14 protein-coding genes and 1 other RNA gene are annotated in these 16,835 nt (G+C 56.8%); 10 read left to right on the top strand and 5 right to left on the bottom strand.

The window, feature by feature from the left end:
* Window positions 1-382 precede the first annotated feature (382 nt).
* Window positions 383-1,924 carry an S-layer homology domain-containing protein gene (locus LBR61_02720; GenBank protein ID MDR1730985.1) on the top strand — a complete coding sequence of 514 codons (1,542 nt, stop codon included), beginning with the start codon at window positions 383-385 and terminating at the stop codon, window positions 1,922-1,924.
* Window positions 1,925-2,057: 133 nt separating this feature from the next.
* The gene (locus LBR61_02715) at window positions 2,058-2,456 is read left to right on the top strand and encodes a hypothetical protein (protein MDR1730984.1); all 399 of its coding nucleotides are present in this window, start codon (window positions 2,058-2,060) and stop codon (window positions 2,454-2,456) included.
* 5 nt (window positions 2,457-2,461) lie between these two features.
* Here LBR61_02715 and LBR61_02710 read toward each other — a convergent pair whose 3' ends face one another.
* The 3 genes from LBR61_02710 to LBR61_02700 all read right to left on the bottom strand — a co-directional run bounded on the left by LBR61_02710 (window position 2,462) and on the right by LBR61_02700 (window position 5,715).
* Window positions 2,462-4,636: an FAD-dependent oxidoreductase gene (locus tag LBR61_02710; GenBank protein MDR1730983.1), complete on the bottom strand. Its 2,175-nt coding sequence runs from the start codon at window positions 4,634-4,636 to the stop codon at window positions 2,462-2,464.
* Window positions 4,637-4,786: 150 nt separating this feature from the next.
* Window positions 4,787-5,305: a hypothetical protein gene (locus LBR61_02705; protein MDR1730982.1), complete on the bottom strand. Its 519-nt coding sequence runs from the start codon at window positions 5,303-5,305 to the stop codon at window positions 4,787-4,789.
* Window positions 5,302-5,715, bottom strand: coding sequence for a hypothetical protein (locus LBR61_02700; GenBank protein ID MDR1730981.1), 414 nt, complete (start codon window positions 5,713-5,715; stop codon window positions 5,302-5,304). The genes LBR61_02705 and LBR61_02700 overlap by 4 nt, the downstream gene beginning before the upstream one ends.
* Window positions 5,716-5,872: 157 nt before the next feature.
* Here LBR61_02700 and LBR61_02695 point away from each other — a divergent pair, with 157 nt between their 5' ends.
* Entirely contained in the window at window positions 5,873-8,176 is a 2,304-nt protein-coding gene (locus LBR61_02695) for a polyribonucleotide nucleotidyltransferase (GenBank protein ID MDR1730980.1), read from the top strand.
* A 55-nt stretch (window positions 8,177-8,231) separates the two neighbouring features.
* A complete protein-coding gene (dut, locus tag LBR61_02690; protein MDR1730979.1) occupies window positions 8,232-8,678 on the top strand; it encodes a dUTP diphosphatase in 447 nt (148 codons plus the stop codon).
* A gap of 119 nt (window positions 8,679-8,797) precedes the next feature.
* Here dut and LBR61_02685 read toward each other — a convergent pair whose 3' ends face one another.
* The gene (locus LBR61_02685) at window positions 8,798-9,601 is read right to left on the bottom strand and encodes a TIGR00282 family metallophosphoesterase (GenBank protein ID MDR1730978.1); all 804 of its coding nucleotides are present in this window, start codon (window positions 9,599-9,601) and stop codon (window positions 8,798-8,800) included.
* A 27-nt stretch (window positions 9,602-9,628) separates the two neighbouring features.
* Window positions 9,629-11,161 (bottom strand): ribonuclease Y, encoded by a 1,533-nt coding sequence (gene rny, locus LBR61_02680; protein MDR1730977.1) that lies wholly within the window; start codon window positions 11,159-11,161, stop codon window positions 9,629-9,631.
* Between the two features lie 204 nt (window positions 11,162-11,365).
* Here rny and rnpB point away from each other — a divergent pair.
* From rnpB to LBR61_02650, 6 genes are all read left to right on the top strand, one after another.
* An RNA gene (gene rnpB, locus LBR61_02675) (RNase P RNA component class A) lies at window positions 11,366-11,702 on the top strand.
* A 118-nt stretch (window positions 11,703-11,820) separates the two neighbouring features.
* Complete coding sequence (mraZ, locus tag LBR61_02670) at window positions 11,821-12,288, top strand: division/cell wall cluster transcriptional repressor MraZ (GenBank protein ID MDR1730976.1); 468 nt, start codon at window positions 11,821-11,823, stop codon at window positions 12,286-12,288.
* 33 nt (window positions 12,289-12,321) lie between these two features.
* Window positions 12,322-13,254 (top strand): 16S rRNA (cytosine(1402)-N(4))-methyltransferase RsmH, encoded by a 933-nt coding sequence (gene rsmH / locus LBR61_02665; protein ID MDR1730975.1) that lies wholly within the window; start codon window positions 12,322-12,324, stop codon window positions 13,252-13,254.
* 35 nt (window positions 13,255-13,289) lie between these two features.
* Window positions 13,290-13,652 carry a hypothetical protein gene (locus LBR61_02660; protein MDR1730974.1) on the top strand — a complete coding sequence of 121 codons (363 nt, stop codon included), beginning with the start codon at window positions 13,290-13,292 and terminating at the stop codon, window positions 13,650-13,652.
* Window positions 13,653-13,731: 79 nt separating this feature from the next.
* Complete coding sequence (locus LBR61_02655; protein MDR1730973.1) at window positions 13,732-15,360, top strand: penicillin-binding protein 2; 1,629 nt, start codon at window positions 13,732-13,734, stop codon at window positions 15,358-15,360.
* Complete coding sequence (locus LBR61_02650; protein ID MDR1730972.1) at window positions 15,357-16,820, top strand: UDP-N-acetylmuramoyl-L-alanyl-D-glutamate--2,6-diaminopimelate ligase; 1,464 nt, start codon at window positions 15,357-15,359, stop codon at window positions 16,818-16,820. The genes LBR61_02655 and LBR61_02650 overlap by 4 nt, the downstream gene beginning before the upstream one ends.
* Window positions 16,821-16,835: the final 15 nt, after the last annotated feature.

Raw genomic sequence — 16,835 nt, 5'->3', positions numbered from 1 at the left:
ATCATAAAATATTATATTTGATCTATTATGGCATTTGTAATAACAGATTTAGAAAAATAAATGAAAAAATAATTTTATAAATTCTTTTATAACAAAGATAAATTATATTTTTGCATTCTAATTTCTTTATAAACTGGTACTTATAGTAAATATTACTTATAAATTAAGTAGTAATAAGGCTGAAAACTTATTAGATGCCTTACTGTAGTATGCATGTGGAAGATCTGAAGCAGATTCGCGGCCTTGAACCTGTGAATGGAACCTGTGAACGGGAGAAAGGAAACAAGGTAACTTTACTCCCGGACTCTCCAGGGTTGCTCGGCTGAAGAATCGAGCGGAAGATCAGAATGTCAGTGCAATATTTTTAGGGGGTTATTTCAGTATGAAAAAATATGCGGCAGCGGCATATCTGGCAGTTGCTTTTTTTGTGACCACACCGGTTTTTGCGTCGACAAATCCCTTTATCGACGTTCCTCTGAACCACTGGTCCCATGACGCGATTGGCCAGCTCACGGCAAAGGGCATTATCTCCGGTTATCCGGATGGCACGTATAAGGGCAAACAGCCCACGACCCGCTACGAGATGGCTTCCACCGTCGCCCGGGCTCTGGCGCTTGTGGATACTTCCAAAGCCAGCCGTCAGGACGTGGAGATGCTGAAGAAACTCGTCGTGGAGTTCAAGGATGAGCTGGACGCTCTCGGCGTGAAAATCGACAGTTTTGACGGTCGTTTCACGAAGCTGGAAAATCGCCTGGGCGGTTGGAAACTTGGTGGTTCCATTCGTTTTGACCTCTACAGCGTGGGCTACGGTCAGAACGACCTTGATGACGAGAGCGGCGCAGCCTTCGCCAGAAGCCGCCTGGAAATCAATCGCTGGTTTGGCGAGGACGACGGGATGCACCTGTACATCCGCATCAACGACGGACAGGACGCTTACACGAAATCCTCAAACATTCAGTTCAACAAATTCTATGTGGAGTTTCCGGCCTGGTGGGATTCCACTCTGACAGTCGGCCGCTTTCTCGTGGACAACGAGTCCAAATACTACCTGGACGGCGAGACGAACTTCTCGGAAAATATCGGATTCGGGCTGGACGCCTGGCTGACCGATCGTACCATGGAAGGACTGGGCTGGAGCAGGAGTTTCGGCCTGGGACGAGTGAACGCCTATGTGTCTCGCTCCTCCATCAATCCGGGCGTGTACGGTCATGATGTGGACGCTTCTTTCTGGGAACTGGGTCTGCACGCGGCTCTGCAGTTTACGGAGCAGTGGGGCTTTGACGTCGGCGGTCAGTACTTCCTGGGCGACGATCAGACAAAAGTGTCCCTGGGAAATTCGCTTACCTGTGATTTCGACAACCTCTGGACGGCTTACGCCGGTTTGCGTTTCAACTTCAGCAACAACGTGGAGCTGAAGGGCCAGTATTTCTACCAGAACGCCGATTACTCGATGAACGGCAGGGCTGTGGACGACTTCACGGCGGACAGGCGCAGCGCCTTCAGAGCCATCGTGGATGTGAAGCAGGACCTCCTCAAATTTACGAGCCTGTGGCTGGAGTATGATTCCCTGGAGAAGGGCTTCGTGCTTCCCAACGAGGGCGCTCTGGTTCTCGGCGGCACGGACAGCGGGTCCCTGACGGGACGGCGGGGCAGCGGCGTTCCTTCGGTCATCACCGACGATCTGTCCATCTGGCGCGCAGGCGCGAAGCAGTCCTGGAACGACAAATGGTCCACGTTCCTCTATGTGTCGAACTACTCCTTCGACGGGGCGGGCGGCGACACCATGAACTACGCTTTGGGCGTGATCTACAGGTATAATCCCAACGTTCAGTTCGGCCTGGCCTACAGCGCCTTCGACTCGGACGACAATCTGCACTTCCCGGATCCTCAGGTTCTTCGTTTCCGCACCTTCGTTTCCTTCTAGCACGGAATCGCTTTCGAGGCAGCACAGCATAAGAAACGGAAAAAGGGGGGCTTCGGCCCTCCTTTTTTCGTATGTTCCACAGGGTCTCTCTGATACAATGGTGTCCAATTCCAAAGCGGAAGTCTTTTGGAATATGAAGGAGCGATGCGGCATTATTCGTTTGATTTTTTGGTTTTTTCTTTTTTCCCTGTTTCTGAGTGTATTCGGCCGTCCCTTCAGGGGCAGCGACAGAAGCCGCGATGGGAGGTCCGGAAGACGCCGAAACAACCCTTTTGCGCCACCGGAGGGGGAACGAGGGGGCGACACTCTCGCGGACCGGCAGGCGGAAGAGCGTTTCGAGTTCCAGAAACGACAGGCGATGGCAGCCGGTTCAATGGGATATATCTGGCACGCGGGGCGCAATGGCTGCTGCCCCGCGCACCGAAAACTGGAGGGGCGCTTCGTCCCCTGGGAGAAACCTCCTCTGGTGGACGGGGTCGCCGTTCACGCGGGAGAGCGGGCGGGTTGTTCCTGCACCAGAGAAATTGTATAGTGCATTTATGCCTGATCGTTCACCGTCATGGCTTTCATGAGCATTTCCACAGCTTCTCCCCGGGTGATGGGACGGGCGGGATAAAATTCCGGACGATAGAGGTCCAGAATCCCCAGAGCGGCCAGAGTATCGATGGCGTCAAAAAAACGATGCTCCTTCGGAATTTTGACAAGGGAGGATGAAGGGCGAGAGCCCTTTTCGAGTCCGAAGGTTTCCCGAAGGGACTCGACAAATTCTCCCCGTGAAACGAATCGTTCCGGGTTTTCCTTCTCCGCCGGCTCGACGCCTTTTGAGGTTCTCGACGCAAGACGGGCTTTACTCAGCATCGAAAACATTTCCCTCCGCGTAATGAGCTGGTCCACCCCGAAAATCCCCTTGTCGGCCCCGCGAATGACAGCCATGGCCAGCACGGGATCGTCCAAATCGCTGATGTTGTAGGAAGGCGCGTGAGGAGGCTCCAGAGGGGGCAGCAGTTCGTAGAGGTTGGAAAGCTGCACGGCCCGGAAAAAGGGATGTTCCGGTGGCACGTCGGAGTATTTGCAAAGGGACAGAAGAACGTTGGCCTCCAGCAGCGCTCTCTGGACCCGAACGGGGGGGACCTCCCTGGGGGGGAGGCCGCTCTCCGCCGCCAGCGCGGCCAAAGCTCCCGCGGCCTGACCGACCATCATGCAGATGGGCTGCAGACGCAGAGCTCCCGCGGCCAGTCGCGTCATGGAAAGATTCTTCTCAGCGGCCAGGAAACCGTCGAGGTTTTTTGGAATGAGAATGTCCAAAGGCACCTGAAAGGGCCCCCGGGGACGGTTGGTCTCCATGGAATTTGCCCTTTCGCCGAAGTCCCACTCCATCCGGTCGTCCGTATCCGCGCCGTGGAGGTCCAGAATATAGCCGCCTATGGCGATGGCGTCGGAAAACTCGTGGCTGGTCTGGCCGTCCCGGTAGCTTAGGGAGTTTTGGAGAAGCTCCGCCGAGGTGAGGGTGTGGGCGCCCGCCATGCGCCGGGATTCTCTGACGTAGGGAATGGGGGGCATTCGCCGGGCGATTTCCTTCCATTCGTCGGGCAGGTCCGCGGCGGCCGCGGGCAGCTGGGAGTGGTCGTATTCGTCGTTGGCGACGGACCAGTTTTCCCCCAGTTCGTTTTGCATGTAATAGATAAAGTGCAGGGTCTTGACGAGGGCGTCCTTCTCGATCCGATCCCTCAGGGTCCTGTCCTCCAGATAGGCCGCGGGCAGCCCCGTGTCGCCGTTCCAGCTGTCTTTTCCCGGATAGTCGTTTCCCCAGTTGACGCCGCATTTCGAGATAAGCCCGCGGTTCTCCGCCCGCCCGTCGTAATTCCAGGGCGTGGAGGAGTCGGGAAGTCCGCGGTAGGCGTTGTGAGTGACGAAATTGACGGGGAGTACAACGGGGTAGGTTCCCTTGAAGTTCATGCCGTCCGAGGTCACGTAGCTTTCATAGTTGCGCTTCGCCTCCTCGTAGCCGGGAAGAGGAGAAAGCGGCCGCAGCTCCGGCGGAATGCCTCCCGGATAACTGCGAATGATGGCCACCCAGGTGATATCCTGAATCATGGCGTTTTCATTCAGAAAGGGCGTGGCGGAGTTTCCCACCCGGTAGGGCACTTTGGCAAGGGGCAGAACGTCTCCGTATTCGGTGGCGTCGATGAGGACCTGGCAGGCGACGTCCTTTCGTCCCCCCGGGCTTTGCAGGGTGACGCCGGTGACGGTGTTTCCCTGGCGGTGGACCTCCGTCACCGAGGAATACATCAGAATGTCGAAGGGTTTGCTGCGCTTCTTTTCGGCGTTGGCCTTTCGGGTCTGCTTCACCATATCCAGAAGGATTTTCTGTCCGACGGAGGGTTCGAAGGCCAGGCTGCGGGGATCCCAGTAGCAGGTCCCCATGGTTTTTCCCAGGGAATCGTAATGGTCCTTCAGACGGGAGATGAATTCGAGATAGAGTCCGCTGCGCTGACGGCTCAGGTCGTCCATGGTGGAGACGCCGGCGGCCACAGCCTGCCCTCCCAGCCAGTCCCCGGGCTCCAGAACGAGAACTCCCGCGCCAAGGCGGGCGGCCTGTATGGCGGCGGCCATTCCTCCCATCCCGCCTCCGGCGACAACGACGTCATATCGGGAGGCCGGAGCTCTCGTAATTTGGGCTCCTTCTCCGAAGGGGACATCGGAGCTGAACATATCTGTCAGGAAGAGAAAAAGGACAAAGAAAAAAAAGAAAGAAATAAAAAATAAACCGACGCGAAAAAATTTCCCTGTCGGGTACGGTATGTCTCTGAGAAAAAAATGTGACAATTCGTACAGCCCCCTCAAATTGAAAAGGAAAATGTTTTATCGCAGCGCGATGCAGGTACTTCGCACCGTTCTGGCGTTGTACTTCGAAAAACCGAAACGAACGCCTCCGCCCGTCCAGTAATACTCGCCTGTAGTCCGGTCGAAGGCGGGCATGACGCCGTACTGAGACCGTCCCCGTCGGGTGATCGCGTCCAAGGCCCGGGGGACCTCCCTCTCACTGGGAAGAGGGAGGGTGATGCTCACTCTGTGGGCCACGTCGCCGGTGCAGTAAATTTCCACTCCCATCTCGCCGTGAAGCCAGGTGTAAAGAATCAAATTCTCCATGCCGGTCACCCGGTGTTCGTTGGCGGGAGGTCCCAGGAGCTGGTTCAGCACGTTCAGCGAGGTCCCGGGCCGCAGTTTCGCGTTCAGAGCGAAGATCCTTTCGGCGTCCTCCCGGGCGTCGGCAAAAGAGGGGAGGGCGTACAGCAGCGCCGCTCCAGCCAGACACAGAACAAGTTTTCTGAAAAAAATCTTATGCGGGAAACGCGTGGGAAGCGACCGTTTTTTCGTCATTTTCTTCGTTTTTCTCCTCTGTGTCGGTCGTCCGCGTCGTCCTCCGCCAGTCGTTTTGTGTAGGTGTGCATGGAGCTTTCGTTTCGGCGCAGAACAGTCTCCGCCTCTCCCGGAGCGAGAGGGGCGAGTTTCGATGTTCTTTTTGAAGCTGAAGAGTCGCGCTCGCCGCTCTGGAGATGAATCGTGTCGATCATTCCCGCTGAAACCAGCGCCTCCACCTTTTGAACGGGAATCCCCAAAATCCGGCTGACGTCGTGGGCTGTAAAGGCCTCCTTCTCGTGGTCTCGCAGAAAATTTCTCACGACGGGATAGAGCGATTGAAGCTTTGTCGTGCAGTCGGGGCAGATTTCCTCTCCCTGAGGACCATTGATAAAAGCCCTTTTGCACATACTGCATATAACAAGAGCCACTGGCCCTCCTCCTTTAAATAAAAAAGTCTCGTTACACGAATAATGATGATATACCATTTATAAGTTTATTACATCCCTGGTATCTCTTGGACTAAATTTCATCTTGTGCTATTCTGATTCCGTTTGAAAAAGGAAAAAGGTGTCGAGGAGGAGAATGATGGAAAAAGAATTTTCCGTATTGCTGGGGGACAAGCCGCTTGTCTTCCGAACGGGAAAACTGGCGAAGCAGGCAAATGGAGCCGTTCTGGCGTCACATGGAGACACGACGATTTTGACCACGGCCTGCATCACGGATACCGCGCGGACGGGAATCGATTTTTTCCCGCTGCTGGTGGATTTTGAGGAGCGCTATTATTCGGCGGGAAAAATTCCCGGCGGTTTTATCAAACGCGAGGGCCGTCCCACCGAGTCGGCGATTCTGAGCGCGAGAGTGGTGGATCGGTCCATCCGGTCGCTTTTCGACGACAACATGCGGAACGACGTTCATGTGGTGGCCACGGTCATGGCGGTGGATCAGATTTATCCGCCCAGCGTGCTGGCCATCAACGGAGCTTCCGCCGCTCTGGCGATTTCCGGCATTCCCTGGGGAGGTCCGGTGGGGGCGGTGCGCATCGGCCTGATCGAGGGGCAGCTGGTGGTGAACCCCACGGAGGAGCAGATGCAGTCGTCGGCCCTGGATTTGCTGGTGGCCGGCCACGACGACGGCATTACGATGGTGGAGTCCGGCTCTCAGGAGGTTTCCGAGGATTTGCTGGTGGACGCCATGGAGCTGGCTCAGACCGAAATTCGAAAGCTCATCGCGCTGTTCCGGCAGATGAAGGAAGAAGTGGGAAAGCCGGAGATTCAAATCGCTCCCCCCGTATCCTGTCCCGAAATCGACGACTGGATCCGTGAGAACCTCGACCAGGAAATCGACGCGGGGGTTCGTATTCACGAGAAGAAGCCCAGGGCCGACAGAATCGGCGAGGCGAAAAAACGCGCTCAGGAGCATTTCGCCGAATCCTGTCCCGGCATGAACGACTACATCTCCGCCTTTGTGGACGAGCGGGTCAAAAAAATCATGAGGGCCATCATCGTTGACGAGGGCGTACGGGTGGACGGTCGGGCCATGGACCAGCTCCGGGATATTTCCTGTGAGCTGGGAGTGCTGCCCAGGGTGCACGGTTCGGCGCTTTTCACCCGAGGCGAGACCCAGGCTCTGGCGGTGACGACCCTTGGGATGGTGGGAGAGGACGATCAGGTTCTCGACGGCATCAAGCTGGACGAGCCCGCCAAGCGTTTTATTCTGCACTACAACTTCCCGCCCTACTCGGTGGGCGAGGTGCGCCCCATGCGAGGCCCCGGACGCAGGGAGATCGGACACGGGGCGTTGGCCGAACGGGCTCTTCGCTACGTGATTCCCGACGAGAACGAGTTCCCCTACGTGATTCGCGTGGTCTCGGACATTCTGGAGTCCAACGGCTCCAGCTCCCAGGCCAGCATCTGCGGCGGCAGCCTGTCCATGATGCACGCGGGGGTTCCCCTTCGCAAACACGTGGCGGGAGTGGCCATGGGACTCATCAAGGAAGGGAATAAAGTTCAGGTTCTCACCGACATTCAGGGTCTGGAGGACCACTATGGCGACATGGACTTCAAGGTTGCCGGAACCCGGGATGGAGTTACGGCGCTTCAGATGGACAACAAGGCCGGCGGCATCACCCGGGAGGTTCTGCAGAACGCCCTGAGCCAGGCGCGAAAGGCCCGCATGGAAATTCTCGATAAAATGGAATCGCGGATTTCCGCGCCGGAGAGCCTGTCTCCCAACGCGCCGCGCATCCACAAGACCACGATCGACCCCGAAAAAATTCGGGACGTCATCGGCCCCGGGGGCAAGGTGATCCGCGGTATCACTCAGAAAACCGGCGTTCGAATCAACGTGGAGGACTCCGGTGACGTTAGCATTGCCGGGCCCACGCAGGAGCAGGTCAACGAGGCTCTGGCGATCATTCGGGGCCTGACCCGCAATCCCGAAGCGGGGGAAATTTATTATGGCACCGTGACGCGGCTGATGTCCTTCGGCGCTTTTGTGGAGTGCCTGCCTGGCAAGGAGGGACTGCTCCATCTCAGCGAGGTCAGCACGTTCCGCATTCCGAAGGTGGAGGACGTTTTCAAACCCGGCGACAGAGTTCTGGTCATGGTGAAGGAAATCGACGACATGGGACGCGTCAACCTGACCCGACGGCGTATCGTTTCCGATGAGGAAAAGGTCAGAGAGGCCGGCTTCGCCGACGCCCTGCCGAACGAGCGGGAACGGGAGAACCTGATCGAAAGCATCGCCGGAAGCGCGGGCCCTGTGGCCCCCCGAGGCGACCGGGAACGTCACGATCACGGCGACCGGGACCGGGGAGGCGACCGTGGCGGTCGGGACCGTGATCGAGATCGGGATCATCGCCACGGCGGAAGGTCTTCCCGAAGGGATTAGCGCCGCTGGCCCTTATTTGTAAAACAGGATCTGAAAGAAGGATTGAAAATCGGTTATGAAGGAAGTAAAAGTCGCAATTTTGCGCGATGCCCGTGCCAAAAAGTTTCCCGTTCCCGAGTACGCCACTCCCGCGTCGGCTGGGGTCGATCTTCGTACGGTGGAAGAGGTGGTTTTGCTGCCGGGAGAGAGGACTCTCGTCTCCACCGGGATACGAATTGCGCTTCCCGTCGGATATGAGGCTCAGATTCGTCCCCGCAGCGGACTGGCCCTGAAACACGGCATTACCCTGCCCAACAGCCCGGGAACCATCGACGCCGATTATCGGGGTGAAATTCAGGTCATCGTGATGAACCTGGGGCAGGATCCCTTCACCTTCGAGCCGGGGGATCGGGTGGCTCAGATGGTTATCGCTCCGGTGTGTCAGGTGACCTGGGACGAGTCGGAAAACCTGGACGAAACGGAGCGGGGCGAAGGCGGCTTCGGCAGCACAGGCAGACAGTGATATCCGGTTCTATCCAAAGCCAAATACCCAAAGCTAAATATCCAAAGCCAAAGGACAGACAAACAGACCTCCGGTTTATCGGAGGTCTGTTCTTTTGATGCGATATTTTATTCCAGAATTTATTTCATTCCAGAATTTGTTTCATCCAGAGGGAGGCGTTCGTTGATTCGCACGATATTCAGGGCCCGACCGGTCTCGGAGTCGATTTCGATGACGACGGCGTTGATTCGCCGGTCCTCGTCGCAGACCTCGAATTTTGAGGGCATACCCGTAAGATAACGGGGCATGACGCTTTCCGTCTTTACGCCGATGATGCCGCCGTGGCCTCCGGTCATGCCCACGTCCGAGATGACGGCCGTACCTCCGGAAAGAACCTCCTCGTCGGCGGTCTGCACGTGGGTATGGGTTCCCACCACCGCGGCGGCGCGCCCGTTCAGGTGAAGCGCAAGGGCTTTCTTTTCCGACGTGGCTTCGGCATGAAAATCCACCAGGACGGGGATGTCGCCGAACTCCGGCAGAAGGGCGTCCGCCGTTCGGAAGGGGCAGTCGATGGGGGGCATGAACACGCGGCCCTGCAGGTTCAGGAGTCCCAGCTTTTTCCCGTTGCGCTCAAGAAGGGCGTGTCCCGTTCCGGGGCAGCCGGGGGCGAAGTTGGCGGGGCGAATCACCCGGCGCTCCGAGGCGAGGACGGGATAAAAAATGTTTTTGTCCCAGATATGGTTGCCGGAGGTCATTCCGTGCACCCCCATATCGAAAAGCTCTCCCATGATCTTTTCGGTCATGCCCTTTCCCGCCGCGGCGTTTTCGCAGTTGACGACCACAAAATCAAAGCCGTCCCATCGTTTCGAGAGGAGGGGAAGAGCTTCGGCCAAAGCGGACCGGCCGGGGCTTCCCACCAGGTCTCCCACAAAAAGTATTTTCATATAATAAATTCTCCGAATCTGACGGTTTTATTTCGCGTATTCCGTCGAACGCATCTCCCGGGAGACGGTCACTTTGATCTGGCCGGGGTATTTCATTTCTTCCTCGATTTTTCGGGCGATGTCGTAAGCCAGCTTGTGCACGGTGCCGTCGTCGGTGTTGTTGGGCATGACCAGAACGCGAACTTCGCGTCCGGCCTGTATGGCGTAGGCCTTGCTGACGCCGTTGAAGGCCTGAGCGAGTTCCTCCAGCTTTTCGAGTCGTTTGATGTAGGCGTCCAGGCTTTCGCGGCGGGCGCCGGGGCGTGAGGCGCTGATGGCGTCGGCGCAGGCGACGATGACGTCGTAAATATTTTTCGCCTCCACGTTGTCGTGGTGAGAGGCGATGGCGCTGATGATTTCCGGCCGTTCGCCGAAGCGTTTCGCCAGGTCCGCGCCGATCATGGCGTGGGGGCCCTCCACCTGATGGTCCACGGCTTTGCCCAGGTCGTGAAGCAAACCGGCGCGGCGGGCCATTTCTTCGTCGATGCCCAGTTCGGCGGCGATGATCCCGGAGATGTGGGCCACTTCCAGGCTGTGGGAGAGGGCGTTCTGCCCGTAGCTGAAACGAAACTTGAGCTGTCCCAGAGTGCGAATCAGCTCTCCGTGCATGTTCTTGATCCCCGTCTCCAGAAGGGCGGCTTCCCCCGCCTCCATGATCTGTTCCTCCACGTCCCGGGTGGCCTTGTCGATGAGCTCCTCGATGCGCGCCGGATGAATGCGCCCGTCGGTGATCAGGCGCTCCAGGGAAAGACGGGCGATTTCGCGCCGTACGGGGTCGAAGCTGCTCAGGGTAACGGCCTCGGGGGTGTCGTCCACGATGAGGTCCACGCCGGTGAGGGTCTCGAAGGCGCGGATGTTGCGTCCCTCTCTGCCGATGATGCGCCCCTTCATGTCGTCGGTGGGAAGAGGAACCACGCTTACCGTGGCGTCCGAGGAGTGCTCCACGGCGCATCGCTGCACCGCCGTTATGACGATGTCCCGAGCTTTGCGATCGGCTTCGCGCTTCGCTTTTTCTTCCAGCTCCTTCAGCCTCAGCCCAATGACGTACTGGGCCTCTTCTTCGGTTTTTCGAAGCAGGATTTCCTGAGCTTCCTGACGGGTCATTTGCGCTATTTCCTCAAGCCGGGCCAGCTGCTGTTTCAGAACGACTTCTATTTCCGCTCCACGCTGTTCCAGCTCTTCCTGCCGGTGGCGCAGCTCTTCTTCCTTGTGTCCAACCCGATCCAGTTTGCGGTCCAGATTTTCTTCCTTCTGCTCGATCTTGCGCTCCGCCCGCTGAAGCTCGCTGCGGCGTTCCCGAATGTCCTTTTCCGCGTCCTGACGGAGCCGGAAAACCTCGTCCTTCCCCTCCGTGAGGCGTTCCTTTTTCAGGTGTTCGGCGGTCTCCGTGGCTTCCTGCAGCATGACGATAATCTGATTTTTTACCCCTGAAAGACGGGAATTATCGATAGTTCTGAAAACCAGGTAGCCAACCCCCACGCCGGCGGCTATTCCCAGTATTAAAAATAAAACGGATTGCATGGCTGTGTGTCACTCCTTTTATATAACCCCGCTTTTGAGCGGGGGTTACACGATGTATTAGAAAGATACTCGCTTGCCTTGAGAAAAATCTTTTTCTATATAAAGCCAAGTTTAAATTTTACATTATGATGAGGCTACATCACAAGCCCTGACCTTCCATAATCTGTCGATTGGCGTCCATGCAGATGCTATAATGCCGACAGACGAGCAGAGCAGACAACCGCCGCGGGCCGAAGGGCATCGTGGAGGAAAGTCCGGGCTCCACAGGGCGGGATGCCGGGTAACACCCGGTCGGCGTGAGCCGAAGGAAAGTGCCACAGAAAGCAGACAGCCCTCAGGGGTAATGGTGAAAAGGCAGGGTAAGAGCCTACCGGATACGGCGTAAGTCGTATGCCAGGCAAACCCCATCCGGAGCAAGATCGAATAGGAGGGGATGAAGCGGCCCGCTGACCCTCGGGTCGATCGCTTGAGGAACGTCGCAAGGCGTTTCCCAGAGAAATGGTTGTCATATACAGAACCCGGCTTATGAGCTGCTCGTTTTTTAATCAGAAAAAATAAAAAATTATAATAAATTGCAACAAATTAGGACTTTAGAATCATGGATAATGATTTTGAAGTCCTATTTTCATTACTGGAAAGGAATGGCATTGTGGGATAAAATGCCATTGAGTGTTACAAAGTGTAATTTTGTGGGAGAGCTGTTTATGGGGACTTACGAACATCGACTGGACAGTAAGGCGCGCCTTGTCCTCCCGGCGAAGATTCGTGAAAAGCTGGGCGATGTTGTCGTGGCGGCTCTTGGACTGGAGAACTGTATTTCTCTTTATTCCGAGGAAGAATGGGGTCGGTTTCTGGAGAAAATCAAAAGTCAGCCTTTTTATTCCAACCGGGATGCCCGGGAATTTCAGCGCATCATGGTGGGAGCCGCGGAGGAAATTACGGTGGACGGGACAGGGAGGATTCTGCTCCCGGGACACCTGCGAAAGTACGCCGGGCTGACTCAGGAAGTGGTCATCAGCGGACTGGCGGACCACGTGGAGATCTGGGACAGGGAGCGCTGGGTGAACATCTGGGAGGCCGGCCTGGAGAACCTTTCCGAAATCGCGAAGGGAATGGACGGTTTTTAAGAGTATGAGCGATTTCGGGAGCGGGAGACCCTGATGGCGTTCGAGCACACGCCGGTGCTTCTGGCAGAGGTGATCGAGCAGCTGCGTCCGGTTTTTTCGGGACAGAGGGCAGCGGGAGCGAAGCGCATTGTGGACTGTACCCTCGGTCTTGGAGGTTACTCCGAAGAATTTCTGACCGTGTTCCCGGAGGCGGAGGTTTTCGGGCTGGATCGGGACAGGGCCGCGATGGAGTCGGCCCGGCGGCGTCTTGAAAAATACGGTGAGCGCTTCAGAGCCATTCACACCAATTTTGGCGATATGGAAACGGTTTTGAGGGAATTTGCCCCGGTGGACGCCCTTGTTTTCGACCTCGGGGTGTCCGGAATGCAGCTGACGGAGGGAGAAAGGGGTTTTTCCTTCCAGTACGCGGGACCTCTGGACATGAGAATGGACCCCGATAAAACGGACCGGAGCGCGGCCGATGTCCTGAAAGAACTGGACGCGGATGAACTTGAGAGAATTTTTCGGGTTTACGGAGAGGAACGCTACGCCCGGCGGTTCGCCGTGAAGATCGAAGAGGCACGAAGGCGGGGAAATCCGGTGACCACCACCGAAGCGTTGGTGACGCTGATTCGCGGCTCTCTTCCGGCGGCAGTGCAGAGAAAAATGGGAGCTCATCCGGCGCGCCGCGTCTTTCAGGCTCTTCGAATTTACGTCAACGACGAACTGGGAGAGCTGAGAGAGGGACTGGCCGCCGGGGCGGAGCTGGCGGGGCCGGGCGCGGTGATGGCGGTGGTTTCTTATCATTCTCTTGAGGATCGGATCGTAAAGCACACCTTCAGAACCTGGGAGAAAGAAGACAAAAAGGGGATCGTTCTGACGAAACATCCAATCGTTCCCGAATCTGGAGAGACGGAGAAGAATTTCAGAGCACGCAGCGCGAAACTTCGAACGTTTCAGTTTTCGGCAGAACGGAGACGGACTTGAAAACGGCGGTAAAGAACGGGCAGGAGGGAAAGGCCGTGGACAGAAAAAATACTTCGTCAAAATCTCTGTTTATTGTGGTGACGCTTCTTTTTTCCATGATCAGCGTTTTGGTGATACTCCGGCTTCACGCCGCGCGGCTGGAAACTGTGCGGAACGATCTGGACAGACAGTACGCCAGCTTCGAGGCGGAGGAGCGGGAATTGAAGCTGATTTATTTCGAACTGGCTTCACCGACGAAAATTTACAGTTACTGCAAGGATATTCTGGGAATGAATAAGGCTCAGAACGTGGAGATGATCCGGATCACAGCGCCTCGCGTGGCCGCCGTCCCCGCTTCGAACCTGCGAAAAAACTGGCGTTCGAGCCTGTTCTCGCTTTTTGGTTTCACGGTGAACTGAGGTTTGCCGATTTTCAGACTTTATGAAAAGGCGTTATTTTTTTAGCCCGTGGCTGTTTTTTATTATACTTTTCTGCTTCGTGATCTGGAAGCTGGTCCAGTATCACTGTTCTCCGGATTCCCGTATTCAGACGCAGGCTCAGCAGCAGTACTGGAGCCGCGTCCCCGTAAAGACGAGCCGCGGATACGTACAGGATCTCCGCGGCAACATTCTCGCCCTTTCCCGTCCCGTGTCCAGTTTTTTCATCGATCCGGAATTTTGGTCTCCGTCGGATGCCCCGGCGCTGAAGGGATTGGTTCCGGATTCCGTGTACGAGAAAATATCCGGGCCTCTTACGGGGCGTTTCGTATGGCTGCTGCGAAGAGCCGACGCTCACACGACCCAAAAAATTCAGGCCCTCGATCTGAAGGGCGTCTATGAAATTCCGGAAAAAAAGAGAGAGTATCCCAACGGCTCTCTTCTGTCTCACGTTCTCGGATTTTGCGACATTGACGAAAAGGGGCAGGCGGGGCTGGAACTGGCCTGGGATTCCACCCTCAGCAATTCCCCTGGCTATACGATTCTGGTGCGCCGTTCCGGGGGGCAGGCGATAGAAGTGGGAGGAGCCCGGCCCGCGTACGCCGGCGAAGCGGGAGTTCCGGGCATTACCCTGACCGTTGATTCCCGGGTCCAGTACGTGGTGGAGAAACATCTCGACGAGGCTGCGCGGGAGCAGGGCGCGAAATGGGGTGCGGTTATCTGCATGAACCCCAACACGGGGGCGATTATTTCCATGGCGAGCTGGCCTGTATTCAACCCCAACAAACGTGAAGAGCTGAGCAACGGAAAACAGATCATCAACAACGCGGTGGCGCGCGCCTACGAGCCCGGCTCCACCTTCAAGCCGGTTTTTATGGGAATCGCTCTGGAGCAGGGGCTGGTGCGGACGAACGAGGTTTTCAACTGCCCTGTCCGGCTGAAAGTGGCAGACGGCTTCATTTCCGAGGCTTACGCCAAAGCCATGGGCCAAATTTCCACGGCGGAGCTTCTCATAAAATCCTCCAATGTGGGCATGGCGCAGATCGGCATCCGGTCCCGACCGCTGGATATGTATCGGACCCTGCTGGATTGGGGGTTTGGGAAGGTCAGCGACGTGGAGCTGAAGGGAACGGAAAAGGGGCTCCTCGCTTCACCTGGCCAGTGGAGTGGCGTCGTGCCCGCAAATATCGCCATCGGGCAGGGGCTGGCCGTAACGCCGCTGCAGCTCATCACGGCCATGGCGGCCGTGGTCAACGGAGGCAGACTCATGAGCCCCTGGCTGATTCAGGAGGTGGTGGACCCCACCGGAACGACGGCTTACCGGGGAAGTCCCAGGGTTATCCGCGAGGTGCTGACTCCCGAAACATCCCGATGGCTGCGCCGGGTGATGCGGGACACCGTTCTGCAGGGAACGGCCAGGCCGGCCAACAGCCCTGTCGTCGCCATCGCCGCGAAAACGGGGACGGCTCAGGTGGCAGAGAAGGGCAAGTACGTGAAGGGGCGTTACGTGTCGTCCTTTATTGGCTTTTGGCCCGCCGAAGACCCCCAGTATCTCATGCTGATCGTCATCGGCGAACCCTCCAGGGGAAAATATTACGGCGGGGAAATCGGCGGCCCTGTCTTCCGGAAAATCGTTGAGGAAATGGTGGATTTGGACGGTTTTCAAATCCCCGGGGGAGGAAGGACATGAAATTTTCGGCACTGACTGCAGCCCTGAGGCAGAAAAAATTTGATTTTTCCGTAAGCAATCCCGGAGGCCTGGATCCTCTTGTCAGCCATGTTTTCGTGGACAGCCGCAGGGTGACGCCCGGCTCAATTTTCTGCTGTATTCGGGGTGAGAAGTACGACGGACACGACTATATCCCCGTGGCTGCAGAGGCCGGAGCGGGCGCTCTCGTCTGCGAATCTCCGGTGGAAACGGAGCTTCCCGCCATCCTTGTAAAATCCACCCGGGAAATCATGGGAGAACTGGCGGCCGAAGTCTACGGACGACCCGCGGAAAAACTGCTGATGGCGGGGGTGACGGGCACCAACGGCAAGACCACCACCACCTACGTTCTGCGCAGTATTCTTCAGGCGGCGGGGATCAGAACCGGACTTCTGGGGACGGTGGTGGAAAGCGACGGCGTTCATGAGCGGGATGCGGAAAGAACCACTCCGGAAAGCTGCGATATTCAGCGGTTGCTGGCCTCCATGGTCAAAAACGGCTGCGGCGCCTGCGTGATGGAAACCTCTTCTCACGGCCTGATGATCGGGCGTCTGTACGGCTGCAGTTTCGACGTTTGCATTCTCACCAATCTCAATCCCGAACATTTGGATTTTCATAAAAATATGGAAAATTATTTCCAAGCCAAACGCCTTCTGTTTACCCGGTACGCGAAAAAGAAAGCGGTTCTGGCGGTCAACGGGGACGACGCCTGGGGGGCGCGTCTGATGAAGGAGTTTCCGGAGGCGAGGGGGTTTCGTTTCTCCGATGTGAGCGATTTGAAGCTCGACAGAGAGCATTCTTCCTTTACGGTTCAAATGAAGGGATTTGCCCCTCTTCGGCTTGAAAGTCCGCTGATTGGAAAATTCAACGTCTTCAACGTGCTGTCGGCGGTGACGGCCCTGAGAGGCGAAGTGGAGGACGAGGCGATCGTCAGGGGGCTGAAGGAGATGCCTCAGGTGCCCGGGCGTCTGGAAAAACACGGAATGTCCAACGGAGCCACCTGCATTATCGACTTCGCCCATACCCCCGAGGCGCTTCGCAACGTGCTGTCGGCGGTACGGGACTTTTCTCCTCATCGGGTGATTTCCATTTTTGGACACGGAGGGGGACGTTACGAGTCCAATCGCCCCGAGCTGGGAAAGATCGCTGCGTCTTTGGCGGACCTGATCATCGTGACCATGGACAACCCCCGCAACGAGGATCCGGCGGCGATTGCGGAAAGCATCGTGGAGGGCATCCTGGAGCAGGGCGGGGGAACCCGCTACAGGGTCATTCTGGACCGAAAGGAAGCGATTTTGACCGGACTCAGCATAGCGGGTTCGGGGGATGTGCTGGTTGTTTCCGGAAAAGGACCGGAGAAATTTCTGACGATTCGGGGAGAGAGAATCCCGTTCAACGACGCGGAAACGGTGGAAGAATGGGAAAGGCTGGCCCGCGGATAAAGCCGGGGAATATAA

This window comes from Synergistaceae bacterium (genome assembly GCA_031272035.1).
In the GTDB taxonomy this organism is placed as follows: Bacteria; Synergistota; Synergistia; order Synergistales; family Aminobacteriaceae; genus JAISSA01.
This window is presented reverse-complemented; position numbering and strand designations above follow the sequence as displayed.

Excerpts from the sequence above, each read along its gene's own strand:
- LBR61_02720 (MDR1730985.1), top strand. The coding sequence starts at position 383 with ATGAAAAAATATGCGGCAGCGGCATATCTGGCAGTTGCTTTTTTTGTG.
- LBR61_02710 (MDR1730983.1), bottom strand. The coding sequence starts at position 4,636 with ATGTTCAGCTCCGATGTCCCCTTCGGAGAAGGAGCCCAAATTACGAGA.
- rny (MDR1730977.1), bottom strand. The coding sequence starts at position 11,161 with ATGCAATCCGTTTTATTTTTAATACTGGGAATAGCCGCCGGCGTGGGG.
- LBR61_02715 (MDR1730984.1), top strand. The coding sequence starts at position 2,058 with ATGAAGGAGCGATGCGGCATTATTCGTTTGATTTTTTGGTTTTTTCTT.
- mraZ (MDR1730976.1), top strand. The coding sequence starts at position 11,821 with ATGCCATTGAGTGTTACAAAGTGTAATTTTGTGGGAGAGCTGTTTATG.
- LBR61_02650 (MDR1730972.1), top strand. The coding sequence starts at position 15,357 with ATGAAATTTTCGGCACTGACTGCAGCCCTGAGGCAGAAAAAATTTGAT.
- LBR61_02695 (MDR1730980.1), top strand. The coding sequence starts at position 5,873 with ATGGAAAAAGAATTTTCCGTATTGCTGGGGGACAAGCCGCTTGTCTTC.
- rsmH (MDR1730975.1), top strand. The coding sequence starts at position 12,322 with ATGGCGTTCGAGCACACGCCGGTGCTTCTGGCAGAGGTGATCGAGCAG.
- LBR61_02685 (MDR1730978.1), bottom strand. The coding sequence starts at position 9,601 with ATGAAAATACTTTTTGTGGGAGACCTGGTGGGAAGCCCCGGCCGGTCC.
- dut (MDR1730979.1), top strand. The coding sequence starts at position 8,232 with ATGAAGGAAGTAAAAGTCGCAATTTTGCGCGATGCCCGTGCCAAAAAG.
- LBR61_02705 (MDR1730982.1), bottom strand. The coding sequence starts at position 5,305 with ATGACGAAAAAACGGTCGCTTCCCACGCGTTTCCCGCATAAGATTTTT.